At 57.8% G+C, this 23,211-nt stretch carries 21 protein-coding genes, 1 other RNA gene and 1 other annotated feature; of the genes, 11 read left to right on the plus strand and 11 right to left on the minus strand.

The window, feature by feature from the left end; all coding sequences use genetic code 11:
• Nucleotides 1-27 precede the first annotated feature (27 nt).
• The 4 genes from yciA to ACSPHG_RS10535 form a co-directional block, all read right to left on the minus strand.
• Nucleotides 28-423 carry an acyl-CoA thioester hydrolase YciA gene (gene yciA / locus ACSPHG_RS10520; RefSeq protein ID WP_435953406.1) on the minus strand — a complete coding sequence of 132 codons (396 nt, stop codon included), beginning with the start codon at nucleotides 421-423 and terminating at the stop codon, nucleotides 28-30.
• On the minus strand, nucleotides 420-956 hold the full coding sequence (locus tag ACSPHG_RS10525) for a septation protein A (RefSeq protein WP_435953407.1): 537 nt from the start codon (nucleotides 954-956) through the stop codon (nucleotides 420-422). Before ACSPHG_RS10525 ends, yciA begins: the two co-directional genes overlap by 4 nt.
• 65 nt (nucleotides 957-1,021) lie before the next feature.
• On the minus strand, nucleotides 1,022-1,765 hold the full coding sequence (locus tag ACSPHG_RS10530) for a YciC family protein (protein WP_435953408.1): 744 nt from the start codon (nucleotides 1,763-1,765) through the stop codon (nucleotides 1,022-1,024).
• A gap of 30 nt (nucleotides 1,766-1,795) precedes the next feature.
• Nucleotides 1,796-2,200, minus strand: coding sequence for a YkgJ family cysteine cluster protein (locus tag ACSPHG_RS10535; protein WP_435953409.1), 405 nt, complete (start codon nucleotides 2,198-2,200; stop codon nucleotides 1,796-1,798).
• A 282-nt stretch (nucleotides 2,201-2,482) separates the two neighbouring features.
• On the opposite strand from ACSPHG_RS10535, the gene ompW reads away from it, so the two are divergent.
• A complete protein-coding gene (gene ompW, locus ACSPHG_RS10540) occupies nucleotides 2,483-3,115 on the plus strand; it encodes an outer membrane protein OmpW (protein WP_435953410.1) in 633 nt (210 codons plus the stop codon).
• Nucleotides 3,116-3,157: 42 nt separating this feature from the next.
• On the opposite strand, the gene trpA is transcribed toward ompW, so the two are convergent.
• Genes trpA through ACSPHG_RS10565 form a run of 5 tightly spaced genes read right to left on the minus strand, consistent with a single transcriptional unit; the run spans nucleotide 3,158 to nucleotide 9,688 of the window.
• Entirely contained in the window at nucleotides 3,158-3,964 is an 807-nt protein-coding gene (gene trpA / locus ACSPHG_RS10545; RefSeq protein ID WP_435953411.1) for a tryptophan synthase subunit alpha, read from the minus strand.
• The gene (gene trpB / locus ACSPHG_RS10550) at nucleotides 3,964-5,157 is read right to left on the minus strand and encodes a tryptophan synthase subunit beta (protein WP_435955996.1); all 1,194 of its coding nucleotides are present in this window, start codon (nucleotides 5,155-5,157) and stop codon (nucleotides 3,964-3,966) included. The genes trpA and trpB overlap by 1 nt, the downstream gene beginning before the upstream one ends.
• An 8-nt stretch (nucleotides 5,158-5,165) precedes the next feature.
• A complete protein-coding gene (gene trpCF / locus ACSPHG_RS10555; RefSeq protein ID WP_435953412.1) occupies nucleotides 5,166-6,527 on the minus strand; it encodes a bifunctional indole-3-glycerol-phosphate synthase TrpC/phosphoribosylanthranilate isomerase TrpF in 1,362 nt (453 codons plus the stop codon).
• Between the two features lie 3 nt (nucleotides 6,528-6,530).
• Nucleotides 6,531-8,126, minus strand: coding sequence for a bifunctional anthranilate synthase glutamate amidotransferase component TrpG/anthranilate phosphoribosyltransferase TrpD (gene trpD / locus ACSPHG_RS10560; protein WP_435953413.1), 1,596 nt, complete (start codon nucleotides 8,124-8,126; stop codon nucleotides 6,531-6,533).
• Entirely contained in the window at nucleotides 8,126-9,688 is a 1,563-nt protein-coding gene (locus ACSPHG_RS10565; protein WP_435955997.1) for an anthranilate synthase component 1, read from the minus strand. The genes trpD and ACSPHG_RS10565 overlap by 1 nt, the downstream gene beginning before the upstream one ends.
• A gap of 25 nt (nucleotides 9,689-9,713) precedes the next feature.
• Nucleotides 9,714-9,809 (minus strand) — a sequence feature (Trp leader region).
• A gap of 161 nt (nucleotides 9,810-9,970) precedes the next feature.
• Between ACSPHG_RS10565 and rnm the strand changes: the two genes are divergently transcribed.
• The 3 genes from rnm (at nucleotide 9,971) to rluB (ending at nucleotide 12,447) form a co-directional block, all read left to right on the plus strand.
• Nucleotides 9,971-10,852, plus strand: coding sequence for an RNase RNM (rnm, locus tag ACSPHG_RS10570; RefSeq protein WP_435953414.1), 882 nt, complete (start codon nucleotides 9,971-9,973; stop codon nucleotides 10,850-10,852).
• Nucleotides 10,849-11,469 carry an L-threonylcarbamoyladenylate synthase gene (locus tag ACSPHG_RS10575; protein WP_435953415.1) on the plus strand — a complete coding sequence of 207 codons (621 nt, stop codon included), beginning with the start codon at nucleotides 10,849-10,851 and terminating at the stop codon, nucleotides 11,467-11,469. The genes rnm and ACSPHG_RS10575 overlap by 4 nt, the downstream gene beginning before the upstream one ends.
• Nucleotides 11,470-11,565: 96 nt before the next feature.
• Complete coding sequence (rluB, locus tag ACSPHG_RS10580; protein ID WP_435953416.1) at nucleotides 11,566-12,447, plus strand: 23S rRNA pseudouridine(2605) synthase RluB; 882 nt, start codon at nucleotides 11,566-11,568, stop codon at nucleotides 12,445-12,447.
• A 92-nt stretch (nucleotides 12,448-12,539) separates the two neighbouring features.
• Here the strand turns inward: rluB and rprA are convergent.
• An RNA gene (gene rprA, locus ACSPHG_RS10585) (antisense sRNA RprA) lies at nucleotides 12,540-12,646 on the minus strand.
• Between the two features lie 200 nt (nucleotides 12,647-12,846).
• Nucleotides 12,847-13,965 carry an AI-2E family transporter YdiK gene (gene ydiK / locus ACSPHG_RS10590; protein ID WP_435953417.1) on the minus strand — a complete coding sequence of 373 codons (1,119 nt, stop codon included), beginning with the start codon at nucleotides 13,963-13,965 and terminating at the stop codon, nucleotides 12,847-12,849.
• Between the two features lie 205 nt (nucleotides 13,966-14,170).
• Here ydiK and ydiJ point away from each other — a divergent pair, with 205 nt between their 5' ends.
• From ydiJ to sufS, 7 genes are all read left to right on the plus strand, one after another.
• Nucleotides 14,171-17,227 carry a D-2-hydroxyglutarate dehydrogenase YdiJ gene (ydiJ, locus tag ACSPHG_RS10595; protein ID WP_435953418.1) on the plus strand — a complete coding sequence of 1,019 codons (3,057 nt, stop codon included), beginning with the start codon at nucleotides 14,171-14,173 and terminating at the stop codon, nucleotides 17,225-17,227.
• Nucleotides 17,224-17,634: a 1,4-dihydroxy-2-naphthoyl-CoA hydrolase gene (gene menI, locus ACSPHG_RS10600; protein ID WP_435953419.1), complete on the plus strand. Its 411-nt coding sequence runs from the start codon at nucleotides 17,224-17,226 to the stop codon at nucleotides 17,632-17,634. The genes ydiJ and menI overlap by 4 nt, the downstream gene beginning before the upstream one ends.
• A 472-nt stretch (nucleotides 17,635-18,106) precedes the next feature.
• On the plus strand, nucleotides 18,107-18,475 hold the full coding sequence (gene sufA, locus ACSPHG_RS10605; protein ID WP_435953420.1) for a Fe-S cluster assembly scaffold SufA: 369 nt from the start codon (nucleotides 18,107-18,109) through the stop codon (nucleotides 18,473-18,475).
• A gap of 8 nt (nucleotides 18,476-18,483) precedes the next feature.
• Nucleotides 18,484-19,968: a Fe-S cluster assembly protein SufB gene (sufB, locus tag ACSPHG_RS10610; RefSeq protein WP_435953421.1), complete on the plus strand. Its 1,485-nt coding sequence runs from the start codon at nucleotides 18,484-18,486 to the stop codon at nucleotides 19,966-19,968.
• Between the two features lie 16 nt (nucleotides 19,969-19,984).
• A complete protein-coding gene (gene sufC / locus ACSPHG_RS10615) occupies nucleotides 19,985-20,731 on the plus strand; it encodes a Fe-S cluster assembly ATPase SufC (protein WP_435953422.1) in 747 nt (248 codons plus the stop codon).
• Entirely contained in the window at nucleotides 20,706-21,986 is a 1,281-nt protein-coding gene (sufD, locus tag ACSPHG_RS10620) for a Fe-S cluster assembly protein SufD (protein ID WP_435953424.1), read from the plus strand. The genes sufC and sufD overlap by 26 nt, the downstream gene beginning before the upstream one ends.
• Nucleotides 21,983-23,203 (plus strand): cysteine desulfurase SufS, encoded by a 1,221-nt coding sequence (gene sufS / locus ACSPHG_RS10625; protein WP_435953425.1) that lies wholly within the window; start codon nucleotides 21,983-21,985, stop codon nucleotides 23,201-23,203. The genes sufD and sufS overlap by 4 nt, the downstream gene beginning before the upstream one ends.
• Nucleotides 23,204-23,211 lie beyond the last annotated feature (8 nt).

Genomic DNA, 23,211 nt, shown 5'->3' on the forward strand with positions numbered 1-23,211 from the left:
AGGCCTCCCAATCGGGAGGCCTTTTTTTTAGGATTGCTGCGGCAGCGGGCGGGGTTTGCCGTCGTTATCAACGGCGACATAAATAAAGACGGCCTCGGTCGCTTTGTAGCGCTGACCGAGAGGCTCCGAAGACACCTTCTTCACCCACACTTCCACGTTAATCGTTACCGACGAATTACCGCGCTTTATACAGCTGGCGTAGCAGCAAACCACATCGCCAACCGCAACGGGTTTCAGAAACGTCATACCGTCGACGCGCACCGTGACGACGCGGCCATGGGCGATTTCTTTCGCCATGATGGCACCGCCCATGTCCATCTGTGACATCAACCAGCCGCCAAAAATATCGCCGTTAGCGTTGGTATCCGCCGGCATCGCAAGCGTGCGTAACACTAATTCACCGACAGGCGTACTCTTACTCATTTCTCTTCCTGCGGCATATGGCGATAGATATAAACGCCGCTCAGCAGCGTAAAGACCAGCGTTGCCGCGGTCAGGCCGAAGACCTTAAAGTTCACCCACACGTCCTGCGGCAGCCAGAAGGCGATATAGATATTCGCCACGCCGCAGACGATGAAGAACAGCGCCCACGCTACGTTAAGCTTCGCCCATACGTGCTCCGGGAGCGTAATTTCCTTGCCGAGCATGCGCTGGATAAGCGGCTTTTTCATCACCAGCTGGCTGACCAGCAGGGCAATGGCAAACAGCGCGTAAATCACCGTAACCTTCCATTTGATAAATTCATCGTTATGGAAGAACAGCGTCAGCCCGCCGAAGACCGCGACCATCAGGAAGGTAATGAGGGTCATTTTTTCCAGCTTGCGGTATTTATACCAGCTATAAACCAGCGCCAGAGCGGTAGCGACGATCAGCGCGCCGCTGGCGGCATAGATGTCGTACATCTTATAGAAGGCAAAGAAGACAATCAGGGGAAGGAAGTCGAGAAACTGCTTCATAATCTGTTCCGTAAAAAGGGAGAACTCCTGACTGACTATAACGTGCGGTCAGGAGCGGGTGAAGGTTATTGGCGAATAAGCATATATAAACGGAATAAATAGATGAGCAACACCGCAGAAATCAGGTTGCTGATCGTATTGGCAATCACTGCACCAACCTGAGGGGACAGGGCGGCAAATGATGAAGCGAGAAGCAGGAGCGCGGTTTTAGCCACCAGCCAGCTTATCACCGCCGGTGCCACCAGACGCATGTTGCTCCAGGCCAGACGAATACTGCTGCGCATGGCGTGGAAAATACCGGCTTTATCCTGCACGACCATGACCGGCGCGAGGGAGAGCACAATCGCCAGCAGCACCCCCGGCACCACGATCAGCATGATGCCGATCTGCACCATAAAGGTGGTCAGGAACATCAGAATAAACATTTTTGGCAGAACGGGCGCGGCGGTACCGATAGCGCGCAGCGCGCTCACGCGGTGTCCGGCCGAAACCATCTGCATCAGCACCAGCATGCTGCCCGCCAGAATCGCATTGCCGATAAGACCGGCGAATGTCGATGCCGCAGAAGCTTTGAGTAACACTTCCTGTTGTTCAGGCGTCATGTTTTGCACAAGGTCAAACAGGCCAACGCTTCCGGCCAGGTTGTCGCCTTCGCTCAGAATGGCTAATTGCTCATCGCTTGGCGAAAAGGCATGACCGAAGATCACCGATATAAAGGCGCACAGTAGAGCGATCAGTAAAATGGTAACAAACTGATTGCGTAGAAAATTCCCCGTGTCACGGTACACAGAACCCGCCGTGATAGACATGCACTCTCCTTTGAAATTGCCCGGTTACACTTAAGCGCGCAATTGTACCCTGGAAGGAGGAGCTGTGGCACCACTAAGGCTATCCATAAAAATGGGCGAGTCGGCGTAAAGCGGTGGCAAACCGTACTTTGCCCGCGCCCGGTTACAGGCGTCGTTGGCTATGCCATTTTCACCCGACATGGCAAATTCCCGGCAAGGGGAAGGCCGGTTTTCATAGATCCCACAGCGCACCTGCTCGCCAGGATTGCCCTCTAAGGCGACGCAACGGCTATTGCGCTGATTGGTGCCGCCCATGCAGCGCAGGAAGGGCGAGACAGGCTCGGTAAGGCGTGTGGGGACCTGGCCGCCCGCATCGTCAGCTTCAGCCCAGTAGAACGAGACACGAAAGTAAGCACAACAGGCACCGCACGTCATGCACGGGTTGAGATCGCTCATCTTGCACCTGCAAATACGGTTAGACGCATCTAAACAAGGAAGATAATTAACCTAGACGGCGGTGAAATTTTCCGCAATATCAGAACGTAAAGATTTTAAAAGGTGTGATTCAGGTAGAAAATTGACTCCAGATCAAATTACCACTTTCATGGTTGTTGCCAAAAATTAATCCAGATCATTGAATGTTAAATTAGCTAACAAAGTGTGATCTGAGTTAGATCACTTTGTACCCAAAAGTAAGTATATTCACCGCGCTTATAAAACCATAACAAGGGAAGGGCTATGAAAAAGTTAACAGTGGCGGTACTTATGCTGGGTTGTTTATCTGGAGAAGCGTTGGCGCATCAGGCGGGCGAGTTCTTTATGCGCGCCGGTACGGCAACCGTACGTCCAACCGAAGGCTCCGACGATGTGCTAGGCATGGGTGGATTTAACGTCAGTAATAACACCCAGCTGGGGCTGACCTTTGATTACATGGTAACGGACAATATCGGCATCGAACTGCTCGCCGCTACGCCGTTCCGTCATAAAGTTGGCCTGGGCGCGACGGGCGATCTGGCTACCGTCAAGCAGCTGCCGCCAACGCTTATGGCGCAGTGGTACTTTGGCGATGCGAAAAGCAAGGCGCGTCCTTACATTGGCGCAGGCGTTAACTACACCACTTTCTTTGATACCGACTTCAACCAGACGGGCAAAGACGCGGGCCTGAGCGATCTGAGCGTGAAGGATTCCTGGGGCGCGGCGGGGCAGGTTGGGCTTGACTATATGGTTGACGATGACTGGCTGCTGAACATGTCCGTATGGTACATGGATATCGATACCGAAGTGAAATTCAAAGCGGGCGGCGAGCAGCAGAATATTAAGACTCGCATCGATCCGTGGGTGTTTATGTTCTCCGCGGGCTATCGCTTCTGATGTAAAAACGGCGGATGGGCTAAGGCCTCATCCGCCGCTTGCTTAACTGCGGGTCGCCGCCTTCATCGCCTGCACGAAGGTTTTCAACTCGCTTAGCATCGCATCAGGCTTATCAACGTTCTTCTCTATTATCTTCACGATTGCCGAACCGGAAATCGCCCCGGCGGCACCCGCAGCAATGGCATCCCGCACCTGTGAAGGCTCGGAAATACCGAAGCCCTGCAGCGAAGGCGCGGCGTGATACTCGGTCAGCTTCTCGACCAGATGATGCAGCGGCAGCTGCGCGCGCGTCTCAGCACCCGTTACCCCCGCACGTGACAGCAGATAGGTATAGCCGCGGCCGTGGGAGGCAATCTCACGCAGCAAATCGTCGTGGGCGTTCGGTGGGCAGATGAAAATCGGCGCGACGTTGTGGCGCATCGCGGCCTGGCGGAACGGCGCGGATTCTTCGATCGGCACATCGGCAATCAGCACGGAATCTACGCCCACTTTGGCGCACAGCGCATAGAATTCATCGATGCCCCGGCTGTACACCAGGTTGGCGTACATCAGCAGGCCGATGGGAATGGTCGGATGCCTGCGGCGGATTTCGGCCAGCATCTCAAAACACTGGGTTGGCGTCACGCCTGCGGCGAACGCACGAAGCGCCGCGTTCTGAATCGTTGGGCCATCGGCCAGCGGGTCGGAGAATGGAATCCCCAGCTCCAGCGCGTCGGCACCGGCCTCAATCAGCGTATCGATGATTTTCAGCGACTGTTCAGGCGACGGGTCGCCCAGGGTTACAAAGGGAACAAATGCGCCTTCCCGGCGAGCCTGTAACTGCTCAAATGCGTGCTGATAACGTTCCATTACATTTCCCCTCGCGCTTTCAAAATGTCGTGAACCGTGAAGATGTCTTTATCACCGCGGCCGGAGAGGTTCACCACCAACAGCTGTTCTTTTTCCGGATCCTCACGCATCATTTTCACCGCGTGAGCCAGCGCGTGAGAGGACTCAAGCGCGGGAATAATCCCTTCTTTGCGGCACAGAAGCTTAAAGGCATCCAGCGCCTCATTGTCGGTAATCGACACGTAATCCGCGCGGCCAATGCTGTTCAGGTGCGCGTGCTGCGGCCCTACGGACGGGAAGTCGAGGCCTGCGGAAATAGAATACGACTCCTCGATTTGACCTTCGTCGGTTTGCATCATCGGCGACTTCATGCCGAAGTAGATGCCCACGCGGCCGTATTTCAGCGGCGCGCCGTGCTCGCCGGTTTCGATGCCGTGGCCCGCAGGCTCAACGCCAATCAGGCCAACCTGCGTGTCGTTGATAAAATCAGCAAACATGCCGATGGCGTTCGACCCGCCGCCGACGCAGGCAATGACCGCGTCCGGCAGGCGACCTTCTCTTTCAAGGATCTGCGCCTTTGTCTCTTCGCCAATCATGCGCTGGAACTCTCGCACGATGGTCGGGAACGGGTGTGGGCCAGCCGCCGTGCCGAGCATATAGTGCGCGGTTTCGTAGCTGCCGGACCAGTCGCGCAGCGCCTCGTTACAGGCATCTTTCAGCGTCGCGGAACCGCTGTGCACCGGAATGACCTCCGCGCCCATCAGGCGCATACGGAACACGTTTGGCGACTGGCGCTCAACGTCCTTCGCACCCATATAGATGCGGCACTTCAGGCCGAGCAGGGCGCTTGCCAGCGCCGAAGCCACGCCGTGCTGACCGGCACCGGTTTCGGCGATGATTTCGGTTTTACCCATTTTCTTCGCAAGCAGCGCCTGGCCGAGCACCTGGTTGGTTTTGTGCGCGCCGCCGTGCAGCAGATCTTCACGCTTCAGATAAAGGGTAGTTTTAGTGCCTTCGGTAATGTTTTTGCATTTAGTCAGCGCCGTCGGGCGGCCCGCGTAGTTTTTCAGCAGGTCGTTAAACTCGGCCTGGAACTCGGCATCGCTCTGCGCCGCCACGAAGGCTTCTTCCAGCTGGTTCAGGGCAGGCATCAGGATCTGCGGCACGTACATGCCACCAAACTCGCCAAAATAGGGATTAAGTAACGTCATGATTATTTTCCTTAGTAAGCCCGCAGCGTCTGAAACACCGCCGCCAGCCTGTTAGCATCTTTTATGCCCGGCGCGCTTTCCACGCCAGAATTGAAGTCCAGACCCGCGCAGCCGGCTTTTGCCGCTTCAACACAGTTATCGGCACCCAGGCCGCCCGCCAGAATCACGTTGCCGAGATCGTGGCCCGCCAGCAGCGACCAGTCAAAACTCTGCCCCGTGCCGCCCTGGCCGTTGTCGAAAATGTATTTATCGACGTGGTTGAGATTGCGCTCGGGAAGCGTGGTTTTAACGCTTAGCGCTTTCCAGATCTGCACGTTTTCAGGCAGCTCTGCGCGGAGCGTATCGATGTATTCCTGGTTTTCATCACCGTGCAGCTGCACGGCGGTAAGGGTGAACTGCGCAACTTTTTGAACAACTTCAGCAACCGGCGTATTGCGGAACACGCCTACGAAACGCAGAGGAGCCGCGGCAATGACCGACAGGGCTTTTTCGTCGCTGACAAAGCGCGGCGAGGAGGGCACAAAAATCAGCCCGCCGTAAATCGCCCCGGCTTCGTAGGCTGCCCGCGCATCTTCAGGGCGCGTCAGGCCGCACACCTTGTTCTCGCCAAGCGTGACGCGGCGTACCGCAGCGCCTAAATCGTCTTCGCCCATCAGCGCCGAGCCGATCAGAAAACCGTTGGCAAAATGACTTAGCTCGCGGATCTGGCCGTAGGTGCTGATCCCGGATTCGCTGATTACGGTTACGCCGTGCGTCAGGCGCGGAGCGAGCTGGCGCGTGCGGTTCAGGTCAATAGACAGGTCGCGCAGATCGCGGTTATTAATGCCCACCACTTTCGCCTTAAGCGCTATGGCGCGCTCCAGCTCTTCTTCATTACTCACTTCCGTCAGCACGCCCATATTCAGGCTGTGCGCCACGGCGGCGAGCTGGCGGTACTGTTCATCATTGAGCACCGAAAGCATCAGCAGGCAGGCGTCGGCCTGATAAAAGCGCGCCAGGTAAATCTGGTAGGCGTCGATAATAAAGTCTTTGCACAGCACCGGCTGCGTGACGATACCGCTGACAATAGGCAGAAAATCAAAACTGCCCTGGAAATACTTTTCGTCCGTCAGCACGGAAATCGCCGACGCGTAGTGCTTATACACACCGGCAATACGCGCCGGGTCGAAATCATCACGAATCACGCCTTTCGACGGCGACGCCTTTTTGCATTCGAGGATGAACGCGGTACGCGCGCCCTGCAGCGCGTCATAGAAGTTGCGCGTGGCCGGGGTGACATCATTCTGGAAACTTGCCAGGGGCTGCTGCTTTTTACGCGCTTCAACCCAAATCGCCTTATCCGCGACGATTTTCGTTAATACGGTGTCCTGCATTTCTTATCCTCTTGCTGCAAGTTGGGTGACTCGGTCGTAGGCCGCGCCGCTGCGCAGTACGTCCAGCACCTGTTGTGCGTTGGCTTTGAGATCCTCATGACCGTGCAGACGCATCAGCATTGCGACGTTCGCCGCCACCGCCGACTCATGGGCGATCTCTCCTTTACCTTGTAGCAGGCGGGTGAGAATGTCACGGTTTTCTTCCGGCGTGCCGCCCGCCAGCTGGTCCTGGTGGTAGGCCGGAAGGCCGAAGTCCTCTGCGGTCAGCTGGTAGCTCTTAATCGTACCTTCGTTAAGCTCTGCAACCTGCGTTGGCGCATGCAGAGAAACCTCATCCATGCCGCCGCTGTGGACGACGGCAGCACGTCTATAGCCCAGCACGCGCAGCGTTTCGGCAATCGGCAGCACCAGCTCCGCGCTGTAGACGCCGATCAGCGCGAGCGGCGGGTGCGCCGGGTTAATCAGCGGCCCCAGCACGTTAAACAGCGTACGGGTTTTAAGCTGTTGGCGAACCGGCATCGCATGGCGGAAACCGGTGTGGTACTTCGGCGCGAACAGGAAGCAGACGCCCAGGTCATCCAGCGCCTGGCGGGAAGATTCCGCGCTCATATCCAGGTTGATGCCGAAGGCGGCCAGCAAATCCGATGAACCGGAACGGCTGGAAACGCTGCGGTTGCCGTGCTTCGCCACTTTCATGCCCACCGCCGCGGCGACAAAGGCGCTGGCGGTGGAAATATTAATGCTGTTGCTGCCGTCGCCGCCGGTGCCAACGATATCCGCAAACGGGTAGTCCGGGCTTGGGAAGGGCGCTGCCGCTTCAAGCATCGCGGAGGCCGCACCGGCGATCTCGTTCGGATGCTCGCCGCGCACCTTCATGCTGACCAGCGCCGCCGCCAGCTGCTCCGGCTTAAGCTCGCCGCGCACGATGGCGGAGAAAAGCTGGTGGCTCTCTTCGCGGGTCAACGTCTGCGCCTGGTACAGCTTGTCGAGAATCGGCTGCAGTGTATTGGTCTGCTTCAACTTCAGCAGCGCCCAGTCAAGAGTCTGCTCCAGCAGGCGAGCGCCCTGGGTGGTAAGGATGGATTCCGGGTGGAACTGGAAGCCGCACACGCGGTCGGCATCGTGGCGTACCGCCATCACCATGCCGTCAAAATGGGCGTTAATGGTCAGCCCCGCCGGGATGTTGCTGCCGACCAGCGAGTGGTAGCGGGCGACCGGCAGCGGGTTGGACAGGCCGGCAAACATCGCCTCGCCGTCGTGGGAAATCGTAGAGGCTTTGCCGTGCAGGATTTCGCCCGCCTGGCCCACGTAGCCGCCGTAGGCTTCAACAATCGCCTGATGGCCGAGGCAGATACCGATAATCGGCAGCTTGCCGCGTAGGCGGGTCAGCAGTTCCGGCATGCAGCCCGCTTCGCTTGGCGCGCCAGGGCCTGGTGAGAGCATCAGCACCGGGTTGTCCATGGTCGCCAGGCGCTCAATCAGGGTTTGCGCGGGAACGTGGTTGCGGTAAATCACCACGTTATGGCCGTTGGCGCGCAGCTGGTCTGCCAGGTTGTAGGTGAACGAGTCGATGTTATCGAGCAGCAGAATGTCGGCCATCAGAAAATCTCCTTTGCATGGTGCGCGGTGGCGATAGCGCGCAGGACAGCGCGGGCTTTATTACGGGTTTCATCGGCTTCGGACTGCGGGACGGAGTCCAACACCACGCCCGCGCCAGCCTGAACGGTGGCAATGCCGTCTTCGACATAGGCCGAGCGAATCACGATGCAGGTGTCGAGGTCGCCATGGGCGGTAAAGTAGCCCACCGCACCGCCGTAGCTGCCGCGACGAACGCCTTCCGCTTTGGCAATCAGCTGCATTGCGCGGACTTTTGGCGCGCCGCTCAGCGTGCCCATGTTCATACAGGCGCGATAGGCGTGCAGCACGTCTAAATCGTTACGCAGCTCGCCAACCACGCGCGAGACAAGGTGCATGACGAAGGAATAGCGGTCGACTTTCGTCAGGTCGGCAACGTAGCGGCTGCCGGGGGTGCAAATCCGCGCCAGGTCGTTACGGGCGAGATCGACCAGCATCAGATGCTCGGACATCTCTTTATGGTCGGTGCGCATTTCCAGCTCGAAGCGGCTGTCCAGATCGCGGTCAAGAGAGCCGTCGGCGCGGCGGCCGCGAGGGCGCGTACCGGCAATCGGGTAGATTTCGATTTGGCGTGAGGCCGCGTCGTACTTCAGCGAGCTCTCCGGCGATGCGCCAAACAGCGTAAAATCGTTGTCCTGCATAAAGAACATGTACGGGCTTGGGTTGCTCTTCTTCAGCGTCTGATAGGCCGCAAGCGGGGAGGGGCATGGCAGTGAGAAACGGCGCGACGGCACCACCTGGAAAATCTCCCCCGCGCGAATCGCTTTCTGCATGTGACGAACCACCGCGCCAAACTCCTCGTCGCTCTGGTTGCAGTCGCAGCTCATGTGCTCAACTTTTTGCACCGGCAGCGCGGCAGGGGCTTCCTGTAACTGGCGGCACAGCTGCTCGGTGCGCTGCACGAGGCGCGCTTTTTCAGATTCGGAAGGCGTGAACAGGCTAGCCTGAATGCGCGTCTGCTTTTTCTGATGGTCGATAACCAACAGCGTTTCCGCCAGGTAGAAGCAGTAGTCCGGGCAGCGGTTGTCCTGCCTGAGGGCGGGCAAATCTTCAAATCCGGCAACCAGGTCGTAGGCAAACAGGCCGCCGAAGAACATCGCTTCGCGCTCGCTTTCCGGAACGGTAACCAGCTCCTGCATCAGGCGGAAAGCGTCAAAAACGGACAGGGAACACAGGCGAGCGTCTTCATCGAGCAGCTGACTTACCGCCGGGAAGCGCAGGACGCGCCCCTGCGGCAGATGTTCGTTTTGCACGCCCGCAGGCAGCGCGGCATCCAACAGCACTAATAAAGAGGCACCGTTGTCGGACAGCGCCTGAAGAGTGACGGTGTCACCTAACGCGGTTATGCGCAGCGCGCTGTCAACCAGCAGCAGGCTTTTCAGATCGTCTTTGCTGTCGATGTCGGCGGACTCAAGCAGCAGCGTAGCCGGGCGAGCGCCGCACAGCTGGTGGAAAACGGCGGTAGGGTTATCGCGGTATGGCGCGTCTTTAGTCAGAAGTTCGAGCGCTGGTTTTTGTGTTTGCATCATTTGCTCTTCATGTATTTTGTTCAAAAAAAAGCCCGCTTCGATGGCGGGCCTGGTATCTGGGCTGAAAAACAGCCGTAGCGATGACACTGCCCGTTCAGGAAGTGCGCCACCAGCCGTTGTGCATATTGCGAATCGCTTTCATTTTCAGATACCTTTCTCGTGTGAACTTGCGTACTAGTTAACTGGTTCATGCATCCAAAGTCAATAGCGATTTTTAGTTAGCCCCGAAAATCGCTATCATGGGCGGCGTTTTCATTTTTTTAACAGTCTGGAGCCAGTTTGAGCGAACCTACACTCGCGGTGATTTACGACTTACATAGCCATACCACCGCCTCAGATGGCCTTTTGACTCCCCAGGCGCTGGTGCAGCGCGCGGTGGACAATCGCGTTGGCATTCTTGCCATCACAGATCATGACACCGTTGCCGGGCTGCCTGCCGCGCGGGCGGAAATCGCCGAGAAGCAGCTTCCTTTAAGGTTGATCAGCGGCGTGGAAATATCAACCGTCTGGGAAAACCACGAAATTCACATTGTCGGCCTCGGCATCGACGAAAATCATCCCGAGATGGTGGCGTTTCTTGCAGAGCAAACGGTGCGCCGCAACCAGCGCGCGGAGCTTATCGCTGAACGTCTTGAAAAAGCCCGTATTCCTGGTGCGCTCGAGGGTGCGATGCGCCATGCCAACGGCGGCGCATTGACCCGCGGGCACTTCGCACGTTTCCTGGTGGAATGCGGCAAAGCCAATAACATGGCGGACGTCTTCAAAAAGTATCTCGCCAAAGGGAAAACCGGTTACGTTCCGCCGCAGTGGTGTACAATAGAACAAGCTATTGATGTGATTCATCATTCTGGCGGTCAGGCCGTTCTGGCGCATCCAGGACGTTATGACCTGACCACAAAGTGGCTGAAAAGATTGCTGGCGCATTTTGCGCAAAGTGGTGGCGATGCCATGGAAGTTGCGCAGTGCCAGCAGGCCCCCAATGAAAGAACCGTTCTTGCAGGCTTAGCCCGGCAGTTCAACCTGCTGGCCTCGCAGGGCTCTGATTTCCACCAGCCCTGTTCGTGGATTGAGCTCGGCCGCAAGCTATGGTTGCCTGCGGGCGTTGAGCCCGTTTGGCGGGAGTGGGGAAGCAGCCTCATCGCAAAAGAGAGGGCAGTATGAGTCAGTTTTTCTATATTCACCCGGATAACCCGCAGCAGCGCCTGATTAACCAGGCCGTTGAAATCGTCCGCAAGGGCGGCGTTATCGTCTATCCAACGGATTCCGGCTACGCGCTGGGCTGCAAGCTGGAAGATAAAACGGCGATGGAGCGCATCTGCCGCATTCGACATCTGCCGGACGGGCACAACTTCACCCTGATGTGCCGCGATTTGTCCGAGCTTTCTACCTACGCGTTTGTCGACAACTCGGCGTTTCGCTTAATTAAAAACAACACGCCGGGCAACTACACCTTCATCCTGAAGGGTACGAAAGAAGTCCCGCGCCGTCTGTTGCAGGAAAAGCGTAAAACCATCGGCCTGCGCGTGCCGTCTAACCCGATTGCCTTGATGCTGCTGGAAGTGCTCGGCGAGCCGATGCTTTCTACCTCGTTAATGCTGCCGGGCAGCGACTTCACCGAATCCGACCCGGAAGAGATCAAAGACCGCCTCGAAAAGGTTGTCGACCTGGTTATTCACGGCGGATATCTGGGCCAGCAGCCCACCACGGTGATTGATTTGACCGATGATTCCCCGGTTGTGCTACGTGAAGGCGTAGGCGACGTTAAGCCTTTCTTATAAACGCGGCTGCGGCTATACTGTGCGGCCTAAAATGGGGTGCCCCGCGCCCCGTTATCCCAATTCGACGCCTGTGAAGGCGACACCCGAGGAAGCTCAATGAGCGACAAGAGCGAAAAGTTACAAAAAGTGCTGGCTCGCGCCGGTCACGGTTCACGCCGTGAAATCGAAACCATTATCTCCGCAGGCCGCGTAAGCGTTGATGGCAAAGTTGCCACGCTGGGCGACCGTGTGGAAGTGACTCAGGCCCTGAAAATCCGTATCGACGGCCACCTGATCTCCATTAAAGAATCCGCAGAGCAGATTTGCCGCGTGCTGGCTTACTACAAGCCGGAAGGCGAACTCTGTACCCGCAACGATCCGGAAGGCCGCCCAACGGTGTTTGACCGCCTGCCGAAGCTGCGTGGCGCACGCTGGATTGCCGTTGGCCGTCTGGACGTGAACACCTGCGGTTTGCTGCTGTTCACCACCGATGGCGAATTGGCTAACCGCCTGATGCACCCAAGCCGTGAAGTTGAGCGCGAATACGCCGTGCGCGTCTTCGGCCAAATTGATGACGATAAGGTGAAACAGCTTGGTCGTGGCGTTCAGCTTGAAGACGGCCCGGCGGCGTTCAAAACCATCAAGTTTACCGGCGGCGAAGGCATCAACCAGTGGTATAACGTGACCCTGACCGAAGGCCGTAACCGTGAGGTGCGTCGTCTTTGGGAAGCGGTTGGCGTGCAGGTTAGCCGCCTGATTCGCGTGCGCTACGGCGATATCAATCTGCCGAAAGGTTTACCACGCGGTGGTTATACCGAGCTGGACCTGGCGCAGACCAACTATCTGCGCACGCTGGTCGAGCTGCCTGCGGAAACCGCAAGCAAAGTGGCGGTGGAAAAAGACCGTCGCCGCATGAAGGCAAACCAGATCCGCCGCGCGGTTAAGCGTCATACCCAGGTCACCGGCAACGGCCGCCGCTCTGGCGGGCGTAATAGCTAATTCTGATTTGTGCTCAACAGCGCCATCCGACATCAAGCCCCTACGCAGGGGCTTTTTTTACGCCCGTATATCAGGAATCAGCGAAATTCAGGCGAAAAAAAAGCCCATCGTTGAGATGGGCAAAGACTACACACAGCAATTCGTTGTTTCACTCAGGGGATTTCCATGCTTATAAATCAATGTGTTGATTCATAACCGTGTGATAATAGTAGGCATCCTCATCTTCTGAGTCTCTCAGATTCCTCTCAATAGTTAACGGCAGTTTAACGATTAGCGTCACATTACAGTACGCCAGCAAAATCAATGGCGTAAATAACGGATAAAAAGTAGGGGATTGATTAGCATCACTAATCTTTGCGGGTAAAGCGACTCCCCCACGGACGCGGGGGAGTGAAAGGATTACTTAACGGTTGGCTCTTCTTCGTGCTCGTCGAGCAGCTCAACGACCTCTTCCGGATCTTCCTGTGGCGCCGGGGCTTCGTGCATCCAGACCGAAATCAGGCGGTAGGACACCGCCAGCAGAACCGGGCCGATAAACAGGCCAATCATGCCGAACGCAATGAGCCCGCCGATAACGCCTGAAAGAATCAAAATCATCGGCAAATCGGCACCCATACGGATTAGCACCGGGCGGATAAAGTTATCCATCGTGCCGACCACGCAGCTCCACACAAGCAGCACGGTGCCCCAGGTGGTGTCGCCCGTCCAGTAAAGCCAGGCGATGGCCGGAACCAGCACTACCAGCGGCCCAAGCTGCACCAGACAGCTCAGCAGCATCACAACGGTTAACAGCGTGGCATTAGGAATACCGGCGATGGCGAGGCCAAAACCGCCCAGCACCGACTGCACCAGCGCGGTCACCACCACGCCAAGCGCCACGGCGCGAATGGCCTGACCGGCGAGAAGCACCGCCGCGTCGCCGCGCTGGCCCGCCAGACGGAAGGCAAAGTGACGAATGCCGTTGCCCAGCGTTTCACCTTTCGCATACAGCAGAACGCTAAACAGCAGCATCAGGCCGCAGTGCATCAGGAAGCTGCCGATGTGCACCGCCTGGCCGAGGAACCAGGTTGTGGTGGTGCCGATATACGGGCGAACCTTCGCCATAATGGCGCTGCCGCCGCTTTCCACCAGCGTATTCCAGGCGGAATAAAGCTTATCGCCAATCAGCGGAATGCTGTGCAGCCACTCGAAGGTTGGCAGGGCCATATTGCCCTTCGTGGCCCAGTCAATCAGCGGGCCGCTGTTATCCACCAGGCTATTCACCAGCAGCGCGACGGGAATGACGAACAGCATCAGCAGCAGCAGCGTCATGACGATGACCGCAAGAGAACGTTTCCCCCACAGCAAACGCTGGATTTTAAGCATCAACGGCCAGGTCGCCAGCACGATAGTGCCGGCCCACGCAAAGCCAAGAACGAAAGGACGAACAATCCACAAACAGGCGATTATCATCACCGAAATAAACAGCACCGAAAGGAGTATCTGCAGCAGATCCTTTGGCTGACCGACTTTGACCATAGAGAAAATCACCTTAATAAAAGACGCAAGGCACAGTGCCTGCGCCAAAACCGCGAGGCGGATAACATAATGATGATGTATTTCCTCGATTTTTGACAGTCGCAAAACAGTCGCGCCTGTCTGAAAAAAATGTGTTAAAAACGAAAGGCAGTACGCGCAAACGATAACTCACAACTCAATTAACGTCAGGCAGGGTCGACAGTCAATGATCCCACAAATTTCTCAGGCGCCGGGGCTCGTTCAGCTGGTGCTCAATTTTTTGCAGGCACTGGAGCATCAGGGTTTTACCGGCGACACCGCCACCAGCTACGCTGACCGCCTCACGATGGCTACCGATAACAGCATCTATCAGCTGTTGCCGGACGCGGTGCTATTTCCACGTTCAACCGCTGACGTGGCGCTTTTAGCCCGGCTCGCCTCGGAAGAACGCTTCAAATCGCTGGTCTTTACCCCACGCGGCGGCGGCACCGGTACCAACGGGCAGGCGCTGAACAAAGGCATCGTCGTGGACATGTCGCGCTACATGAACCGCATCATCGAAATCAACCCCGAGCAGGGCTGGGTGCGCGTTGAGGCGGGCGTCATCAAAGACCAGCTCAATCAGTACCTGAAACCCTACGGCTACTTCTTCGCGCCCGAGCTTTCCACCAGCAACCGCGCCACGCTCGGCGGGATGATTAACACCGACGCGTCCGGGCAAGGCTCGCTGGTCTACGGCAAAACCTCCGACCACGTAATGGGCGTGCGCGCCGTGCTGTTAGGCGGCGATATTCTCGATACGCACCCGATGTCTGCGGCACTGGCGGAAGATATGGGCCGTGATGAAAGCCCGATCGGCAAAATCTACCGCACCGTTTATGAACGCTGCCGCGAACGGCGTCAGCTGATTATCGACAAGTTCCCCAAACTCAACCGCTTCCTCACCGGCTACGACCTGCGCCACGTCTTTAACGACGATCTCTCGCAGTTCGACCTGACGCGCATTCTCACCGGCTCCGAAGGCACGCTGGCGTTTATCACCGAAGCGAAGTTGGACATCACCCGGCTGCCGAAGGTGCGTCGCCTGGTGAACGTGAAGTACGATTCGTTCGACTCCGCGCTGCGCAACGCGCCGTTTATGGTTGAGGCGCGCGCGCTTTCCGTGGAAACGGTTGACTCGAAGGTGCTCAACCTGGCGCGGGAAGACATCGTTTGGCATTCGGTCAGCGAGCTGATTACCGATGTGCCGGACAAAGAGATGCTCGGCCTGAACATCGTCGAGTTTGCGGGCGACGACCTTGAGCTGATTGAAGGCCAGGTGGCCTCGCTTTGTGAACGCCTCGATTCGCTGATTGCCGAGGGTGAGGGCGGCGTCATCGGCTGGCAGATTTGCAGCGAGCTGGCCGGTATCGAACGCATCTACGGCATGCGTAAAAAAGCGGTCGGCCTGCTTGGCAACGCTAAAGGGCAGGCGAAGCCGATTCCGTTTGCCGAAGATACCTGCGTTCCGCCGCACCATCTGGCCGACTATATTTCCGAGTTCCGCGCGCTGCTCGATAGCCATAACCTGAGCTACGGAATGTTCGGCCACGTTGACGCGGGCGTGCTGCACGTGCGCCCGGCGCTGGACATGTGCGATCCGCATCAGGAGGTGCTGATGAAACGCATCTCCGACGACGTGGTCGCCCTGACCGCCAAATACGGCGGCCTGCTGTGGGGCGAGCACGGCAAGGGCTTCCGCGCGGAATACAGCCCGGCCTTCTTCGGCGAAACGCTGTTTGAAGAGCTGCGCCGCATCAAGGCCGCGTTCGATCCGGATAACCGGCTCAACCCCGGTAAAATCTGTCCGCCGCTGGGCGTAGACGACCCGATGATGCAGGTGGATGCGGTAAAACGCGGCACCTTCGACAGGCAGATCCCCATCGCGGTTCGTACCTCCTGGCGCGGCGCGATGGAGTGCAACGGCAACGGCCTGTGCTTTAACTTTGACGTCAAAAGCCCGATGTGCCCGTCGATGAAAATCACCAGCAACCGCATCCATTCTCCGAAAGGACGAGCGACCTTAACGCGGGAATGGCTGCGCCTGCTGGCTGACCGTGGCGTTGACCCGGACGCGCTGGAGAAACAGCTGCCGGAACGGCGCGCCAGCCTGCGCCAGCTTATCGAACGCACGCGCAATACCTGGCACGCCCGCAAGGGCGAGTATGACTTCTCGCACGAGGTCAAAGAGGCGATGTCCGGCTGCCTCGCCTGCAAAGCCTGTTCAACGCAGTGCCCGATTAAAATCGACGTGCCGGAATTCCGGTCGCGCTTCCTCCAGCTTTATCACACCCGCTATCTGCGCCCGATGCGGGATCACCTGGTTGCGACGGTGGAAAGCTACGCGCCGCTGATGGCGCGCGCGCCGAAGACGTTCAACTTCTTTATGAGTCAGCCGTGGGTGCGTAACCTGTCGCAAAAGCGTATCGGCATGGTCGACCTGCCAATGCTTTCCACGCCGACGCTTCAGCAGCAGCTCGTCGGGCATCGCTCGGCTAACGCGACGCTTGAACAGCTTGAGGGCTACAGCCCCGAGCAGCGGGCAAAAACCGTGCTGGTGGTGCAGGACCCGTTCACCAGCTATTACGACGCGCAGGTGGTGGCCGATTTTGTCCGCCTTGTGGAGAAGCTGGGCTTCGATCCGGTCGTGCTGCCGTTTTCCCCGAACGGCAAAGCGCAGCATATTAAGGGTTTCCTGCAAAAGTTTGCCCGCACGGCGCGCAAAACCTCCGACTTCCTCAACCGCATCGCGCAGCTGGGCATGCCGATGGTGGGCGTCGACCCGGCTTTGGTGCTCTGCTACCGCGATGAATATAAGCAAACGCTGGGCGAGGCGCGGGGGGATTTCCACGTTCAGCTCGTTCACGAGTGGCTGCCCGCCGTACTGGCCAATCGGGAAGCTACCGCCGTCGGCGGTGAGTCCTGGTATCTGTTCGGACACTGTACGGAGGTCACCGCGCTGCCAACCGCGCCGAACCAGTGGGCCGCCATTTTTGCGCGCTTTGGGGCGAAGCTCGAAAACGTCAGCGTCGGCTGCTGCGGCATGGCGGGCACCTACGGGCACGAAGTAAAAAACCACGCCAATTCGCTCGGCATCTACGAGCTGTCATGGCATCAGGCGATGCAGCGCCTGCCGCGCCAGCGCTGCCTTGCGACGGGCTATTCCTGCCGTAGCCAGGTGAAACGCGTTGAGGGCAACGGCGTGCGCCATCCGCTGCAGGCACTGTTGGAGATTATGGGATGATCTGGAAACGAGAAACGACCCTTGAGGCGCTCAATGCGATGAGCGCGGAAAACATGGTCGAGCACCTTGGCATCGTCTTTACCCGGCTGGGCGACGACGAGCTGGAAGCCACCATGCCGGTAGATAAGCGCACCGTGCAGCCGTTTGGCCTGCTGCACGGCGGCGCGTCCGTGGTGCTGGCAGAAACGCTTGGCTCGGTTGCGGGCTACCTGTGTACCGAAGGCGAGCAGCACGTCGTCGGACTTGAGGTGAACGCCAACCATCTGCGCTCGGCCAGAAGCGGCGTGGTGCGCGGCGTCTGCCGGGCGGTGCACGTTGGCCGCCGTCATCAGGTCTGGCAAATCGAAATCAGCGACGATCAGGGACGGCTTTGCTGTACCTCCCGGCTGACGACGGCGGTGGTTTGAATTAGCGGTGGATAGCGCTATTCGCTATCCACCCTACGATCGCTTTTTCGTAGGTCGGATAAGCGTTAACGCCATCCGATAGCTATAGCCACAAAGCCTGATATTAAGGGAAACCTGGGGTTAGTTCCCGCAGGGAGGCCTCACCCCAGGGTCGACCCGGGTATCTCAGTCTCACAGATATCTTGACTCCCCCCCAACTTAACCTCCACCTCTCACATAAATAGATATTCTCTATACATCTTTTACTTTCTATCGCCCACGCCTTAATTAGCCAGCTAAATCCTCTTTATTTCAGCGGGTTAAATAGCTCTTTTCGCCATCTGCAAGAGTTTCTGTAGGGTCTATCCTTAGTAAAGACGTCCAAAAAAGCAGCATTTCGTGAATACCCCTGTTATCAGGATGTTGTATTGATAATAGTTATCATTAACATAGGGGCATCGGCCTTTGGGCGGCAAATTACAAGAGGTGAACTATGGATGTGCAAACAGGTAGCTTCGATCCCAATGAATTCGCCTGGCAGGGACTGACGCTAACCCCTGATGCGGCCGCGCATATTCGCAAGCTTGCTGGCCTACAGCCGGGGTTTCTCGGCGTGCGGCTGGGCATTAAGCAAACCGGATGCGCGGGCTTTGGCTACGTGCTCGATACGGTGAAAGAACCCCAAAAGGATGACCTGCTGTTTGAGCGGGACGGGGCGAAGCTGTGGGTTCCGCTGTCGGCCATGCCGTTTATCGACGGTACCGAAGTCGACTACGTGCGCGAAGGACTAAACGAGATTTTCAAATTCAACAACCCGAAAGCGCAGCACGAATGTGGCTGCGGTGAAAGCTTTGGGGTGTAGGCGGGATTATGTCACGTAATACTGAAACGTCTGACGATGTACAAACCTGGGCGGGCGGCCATCACTACAAAGAAGGCTTCTTCACCCAGCTCAAAACCGACGAAATGGCGCACGGCATCAACGAGGACGTGGTGCGGGCAATTTCTGCGCGCCGCAACGAGCCGGAGTGGATGCTGGAATTCCGCCTGAGCGCCTACCGCGCCTGGCTTGAGATGGAAGAGCCGCACTGGCTTAAGGCCAACTACGAAAAGCTCAACTATCAGGATTACAGCTACTATTCCGCGCCGTCCTGCGGCAGCTGCGACGACAGCTGTGAATCCCAGCCTGGCGCCGTGCAGCAGCCGGGCAGCAACGCTTATCTGACGGGCGAAGTTGAAGACGCCTTTAAGCAGCTCGGCGTACCCGTGCGCGAAGGGTCTGAGGTTGCCGTGGACGCTATTTTTGACTCGGTATCCGTGGCGACCACCTATCGGGAAAAACTCTCCGAGCAGGGCATTATTTTCTGCTCCTTCGGCGAGGCCATCCACGAATTCCCCGAGCTGGTGCAGAAATACCTCGGCACGGTTGTCCCAAGCAACGATAACTTCTTTGCCGCGCTCAACGCTGCTGTCGCCTCCGACGGCACTTTTATCTACGTTCCGAAGGGCGTTCGCTGCCCGATGGAGCTTTCCACCTATTTCCGCATCAATGCCGAGAAAACCGGGCAGTTTGAGCGCACCATTTTGATTGCCGACGAAGGCAGCTACGTAAGCTACATCGAGGGCTGCTCCGCGCCGGTTCGCGACAGCTACCAGCTGCACGCGGCGGTGGTGGAAGTCATCATCCACAAAGACGCTGAGGTGAAGTATTCCACCGTCCAGAACTGGTTCCCCGGCGACGGTAACACCGGCGGCATTCTTAACTTTGTGACCAAGCGCGCCCTGTGCGAAGGGGCAAACAGCAAAATGTCCTGGACGCAGTCGGAAACCGGCTCTGCCATCACCTGGAAATACCCGAGCGTGATCCTGCGCGGCGACAACTCCATCGGCGAATTCTTCTCCGTGGCGCTCACCGCCGGACATCAGCAGGCCGATACCGGCACCAAGATGATCCACATCGGCAAAAACACTAAATCGACGATTATTTCGAAAGGGATCTCCGCCGGGCACAGCCAGAACAGCTATCGCGGGCTTGTGAAAATCATGCCGACGGCGACCAACGCCCGTAACTTCACCCAGTGCGACTCGATGCTAATCGGGCCGGACAGCGGAGCGCACACCTTCCCGTATGTGGAATGTCGCAATAACACCGCTCAGCTGGAGCACGAAGCCACGACCTCGCGCATTGGCGAAGACCAGCTGTTTTATTGCCTGCAACGCGGCATCGCCCAGGACGACGCAATATCGATGATCGTCAACGGATTCTGCAAAGACGTGTTCTCTGAACTGCCGCTCGAATTCGCGGTGGAAGCACAAAAACTATTAGCGATAAGCCTCGAACACAGCGTCGGTTAAGGATTAAGGGAAAAATATGTTAAGCATTAAAGATTTACAGGTTAGCGTTGAGGATAAAGAAATCCTGCGTGGCCTGAGCCTGGAGATAAAACCGGGTGAAGTACACGCCATTATGGGGCCGAACGGCTCGGGTAAAAGCACGCTTTCCGCCACCCTTGCCGGGCGCGAAGACTACGAGGTAACCGGCGGCGAAGTGCACTTCAAGGGCAAAGACCTGCTTGAACTTTCGCCGGAAGAGCGCGCGGGGGAAGGCATTTTTATGGCCTTCCAGTACCCGGTTGAAATCCCCGGCGTCAGCAATCAGTTCTTCCTGCAAACCGCGCTGAACGCGGTGCGCGAGTATCGCGGCCTTGAGGAGCTTGACCGTTTCGACTTCCAGGATCTGATGGAAGAGAAAATCAAGCTGCTGAAGATGCCGGAAGATTTGCTGACCCGTTCGGTGAACGTTGGCTTCTCCGGCGGGGAGAAAAAGCGTAACGACATTCTGCAAATGGCGGTGCTTGAGCCAGAGCTGTGCATCCTTGATGAAACGGATTCCGGTCTGGACATCGATGCCCTGAAAATCGTTGCCGAAGGCGTGAACTCTCTGCGCGATGGCAACCGCTCGTTCGTTATCGTCACGCACTATCAGCGCATTCTCGACTACATCAAGCCGGACTTTGTGCACGTGCTGTATCAGGGGCGGATCGTGAAATCGGGCGATTTCAGCCTGGTGAAACAACTGGAGGAGCAGGGTTATGGCTGGCTTACCGAACAGCAGTAACGGCAACGCCCTGCAGCAGTGGCACCACCTGTTTGAAGCGCAGGGCAGAAGGCGTACCAAAGAGGCCGAAGAGCATATGCAGCAGATGCTGCGCCTGGGCCTGCCAACGCGCAAGCATGAAAACTGGAAGTACACGCCGCTTGAGGGCCTGCTCAACCACCGTTTTGCGGTGCCAACGCCTGCCGAACTCAGCGAAATTGAGCGCGACGAGCTGGCGTTACCCGTTGACGCGTGGCGTCTGGTGTTCGTCGACGGGCGTTATAACGCCGCGCTGAGTGACGATCTGACCAACAGCGGCTTCGAGGTGACGGTGGACGAACAGCGCCAGTCGCTGCCTGCCGCGGTGCAGGGCGAGGTTTTCCTGCATCTTACCGAAAGCCTGGCGGAAACCGTCACGCACATCCGCGTGGCGCGCAACCACAGCCCGGCTAAGCAGCTGCTGCTGATGCACCTCAGTCGGGGCAGCGCGAGTGAAGAGATGAACACCGCGCATTACCGCCACCACCTGACGCTTGGCGAGGGCGCGCGCGCAACGGTGATTGAACACTACGTGAGCTTTGACCAACAGCCGCATTTTACCGGCGCGCGTTTTACCGCCGAGGTGGCTGCCAACGGCCAGCTGAATCACTGCAAGCTGGCCTTTGAAAATGCGCAGAGCTACCACTTCGCGCACAACGACGTGATTGTCGGCCAGGACGCGACGGTTGAGAGCAACAGCTTCCTGCTGGGTGCGGCGGTGCTGCGACATAACACCAGCACGAGGCTTAACGGTGAAAACACCACGCTGCGCATCAACAGCCTGGCGCTGCCGGTGAACAACGAAGTGTGCGATACCCGCACCTGGCTTGAGCACAACAAGGGCTACTGCAACAGCCGTCAGCTGCATAAAACCATCGTGCGCGACAAAGGCCGCGCGGTGTTTAACGGCATGATTAAGGTCGCGCAGCACGCGATCAAAACCGACGGTCAGATGACCAACAATAACCTGCTGCTGGGTCGCCTGGCAGAGGTGGACACCAAGCCGCAGCTCGAAATCTATGCCGATGACGTGAAGTGCAGCCACGGCGCGACGATTGGCCGCATCGATGACGAACAGATGTTCTACCTACGTTCGCGCGGCATCAACGAACAGGCGGCGCAGCAGATGATTATCTATGCCTTTGCCGCAGAGCTTACGGAAAGCATCCGCGACGAGGCTTTGAAACAGCAGGTTCTGGCGAGGATCGGCCAGCGCTTTGCAGGGGGCGAGGCATGAGTTTTTCTATCGAACAGGTACGCGCCGATTTTCCGCTTTTAAGCCGGGAAGTGAACGGGCAGCCGCTGGCGTATCTCGACAGCGCCGCCAGCGCGCAGAAGCCCCAGGCGGTGATTGACGCCGAGCTGGATTTCTATCGTCACGGCTACGCGGCGGTGCATCGCGGCATTCACACGCTGAGCGCCGAAGCGACGCAGCTAATGGAGAACGTGCGCAACCAGGTTTCGCGGTTTATCAATGCCCGCGCGCCGGAAGAAATCGTCTTTGTGCGCGGCACCACGGAAGGCATCAACCTGGTCGCCAACAGCTGGGGGCGGGCCAACGTCCACGCCGGGGATAACATCATTATTTCCGAAATGGAACATCACGCGAATATTGTCCCGTGGCAGATCCTGTGCGAGCAGACCGGCGCAACGCTACGGGTTATTCCGCTGAATGACGACGGCACGCTTAAGCTTGACGTGTTCCCCACGCTTATCGATGAACGCACGAAGCTGCTGGCGATTACACAGGTTTCCAACGTGCTCGGCACGGAAAACCCGGTGCAGGAGATGATCGCGACCGCTCATCAGGCGGGCGTGAAGGTGCTGGTGGACGGCGCGCAGGCGATCATGCACCACGCCGTCGACGTGCAGGCGCTGGACTGTGATTTCTATTTGTTCTCCGGGCACAAAATTTACGGGCCAACCGGCATCGGCGTGCTTTACGCGCGCGGTGAGATTTTGCAGGACATGCCGCCGTGGGAAGGGGGCGGTTCGATGATCGCTACCGTCAGCCTGACCGAAGGCACAACCTACGCGGCCGCACCGTGGCGCTTCGAGGCGGGTACGCCCAACACGGCGGGTATTATCGGGCTGGGCGCTGCTCTGCGGTATATCGAGGATCTTGGGCTGGCCGAGGTGAGCGAGTATGAACACGCGCTGATGCATTACGCTCTGCAGGCGTTAAAGGCCGTTCCCGATCTGACAATTTACGGGCCGGAGCACCGCCTTGGCGTCATTGCCTTTAATCTTGGCAAGCATCACGCCTACGACGTGGGGAGCTTCCTCGACAATTACGGTATCGCCGTGCGCACCGGGCACCACTGCGCCATGCCGCTGATGGCGTTTTACAAGGTTCCGGCGATGTGCCGCGCCTCGCTTGCCATGTACAATACCGAAGAAGAGGTGGATCGCCTGGTGGCAGGACTGCAGCGCATTCACCGTCTGCTCGGATAACAGGGAGA

The organism is Dryocola baronae (genome assembly GCF_051297175.1).
Taxonomy (GTDB): Bacteria; Pseudomonadota; Gammaproteobacteria; order Enterobacterales; family Enterobacteriaceae; genus Dryocola.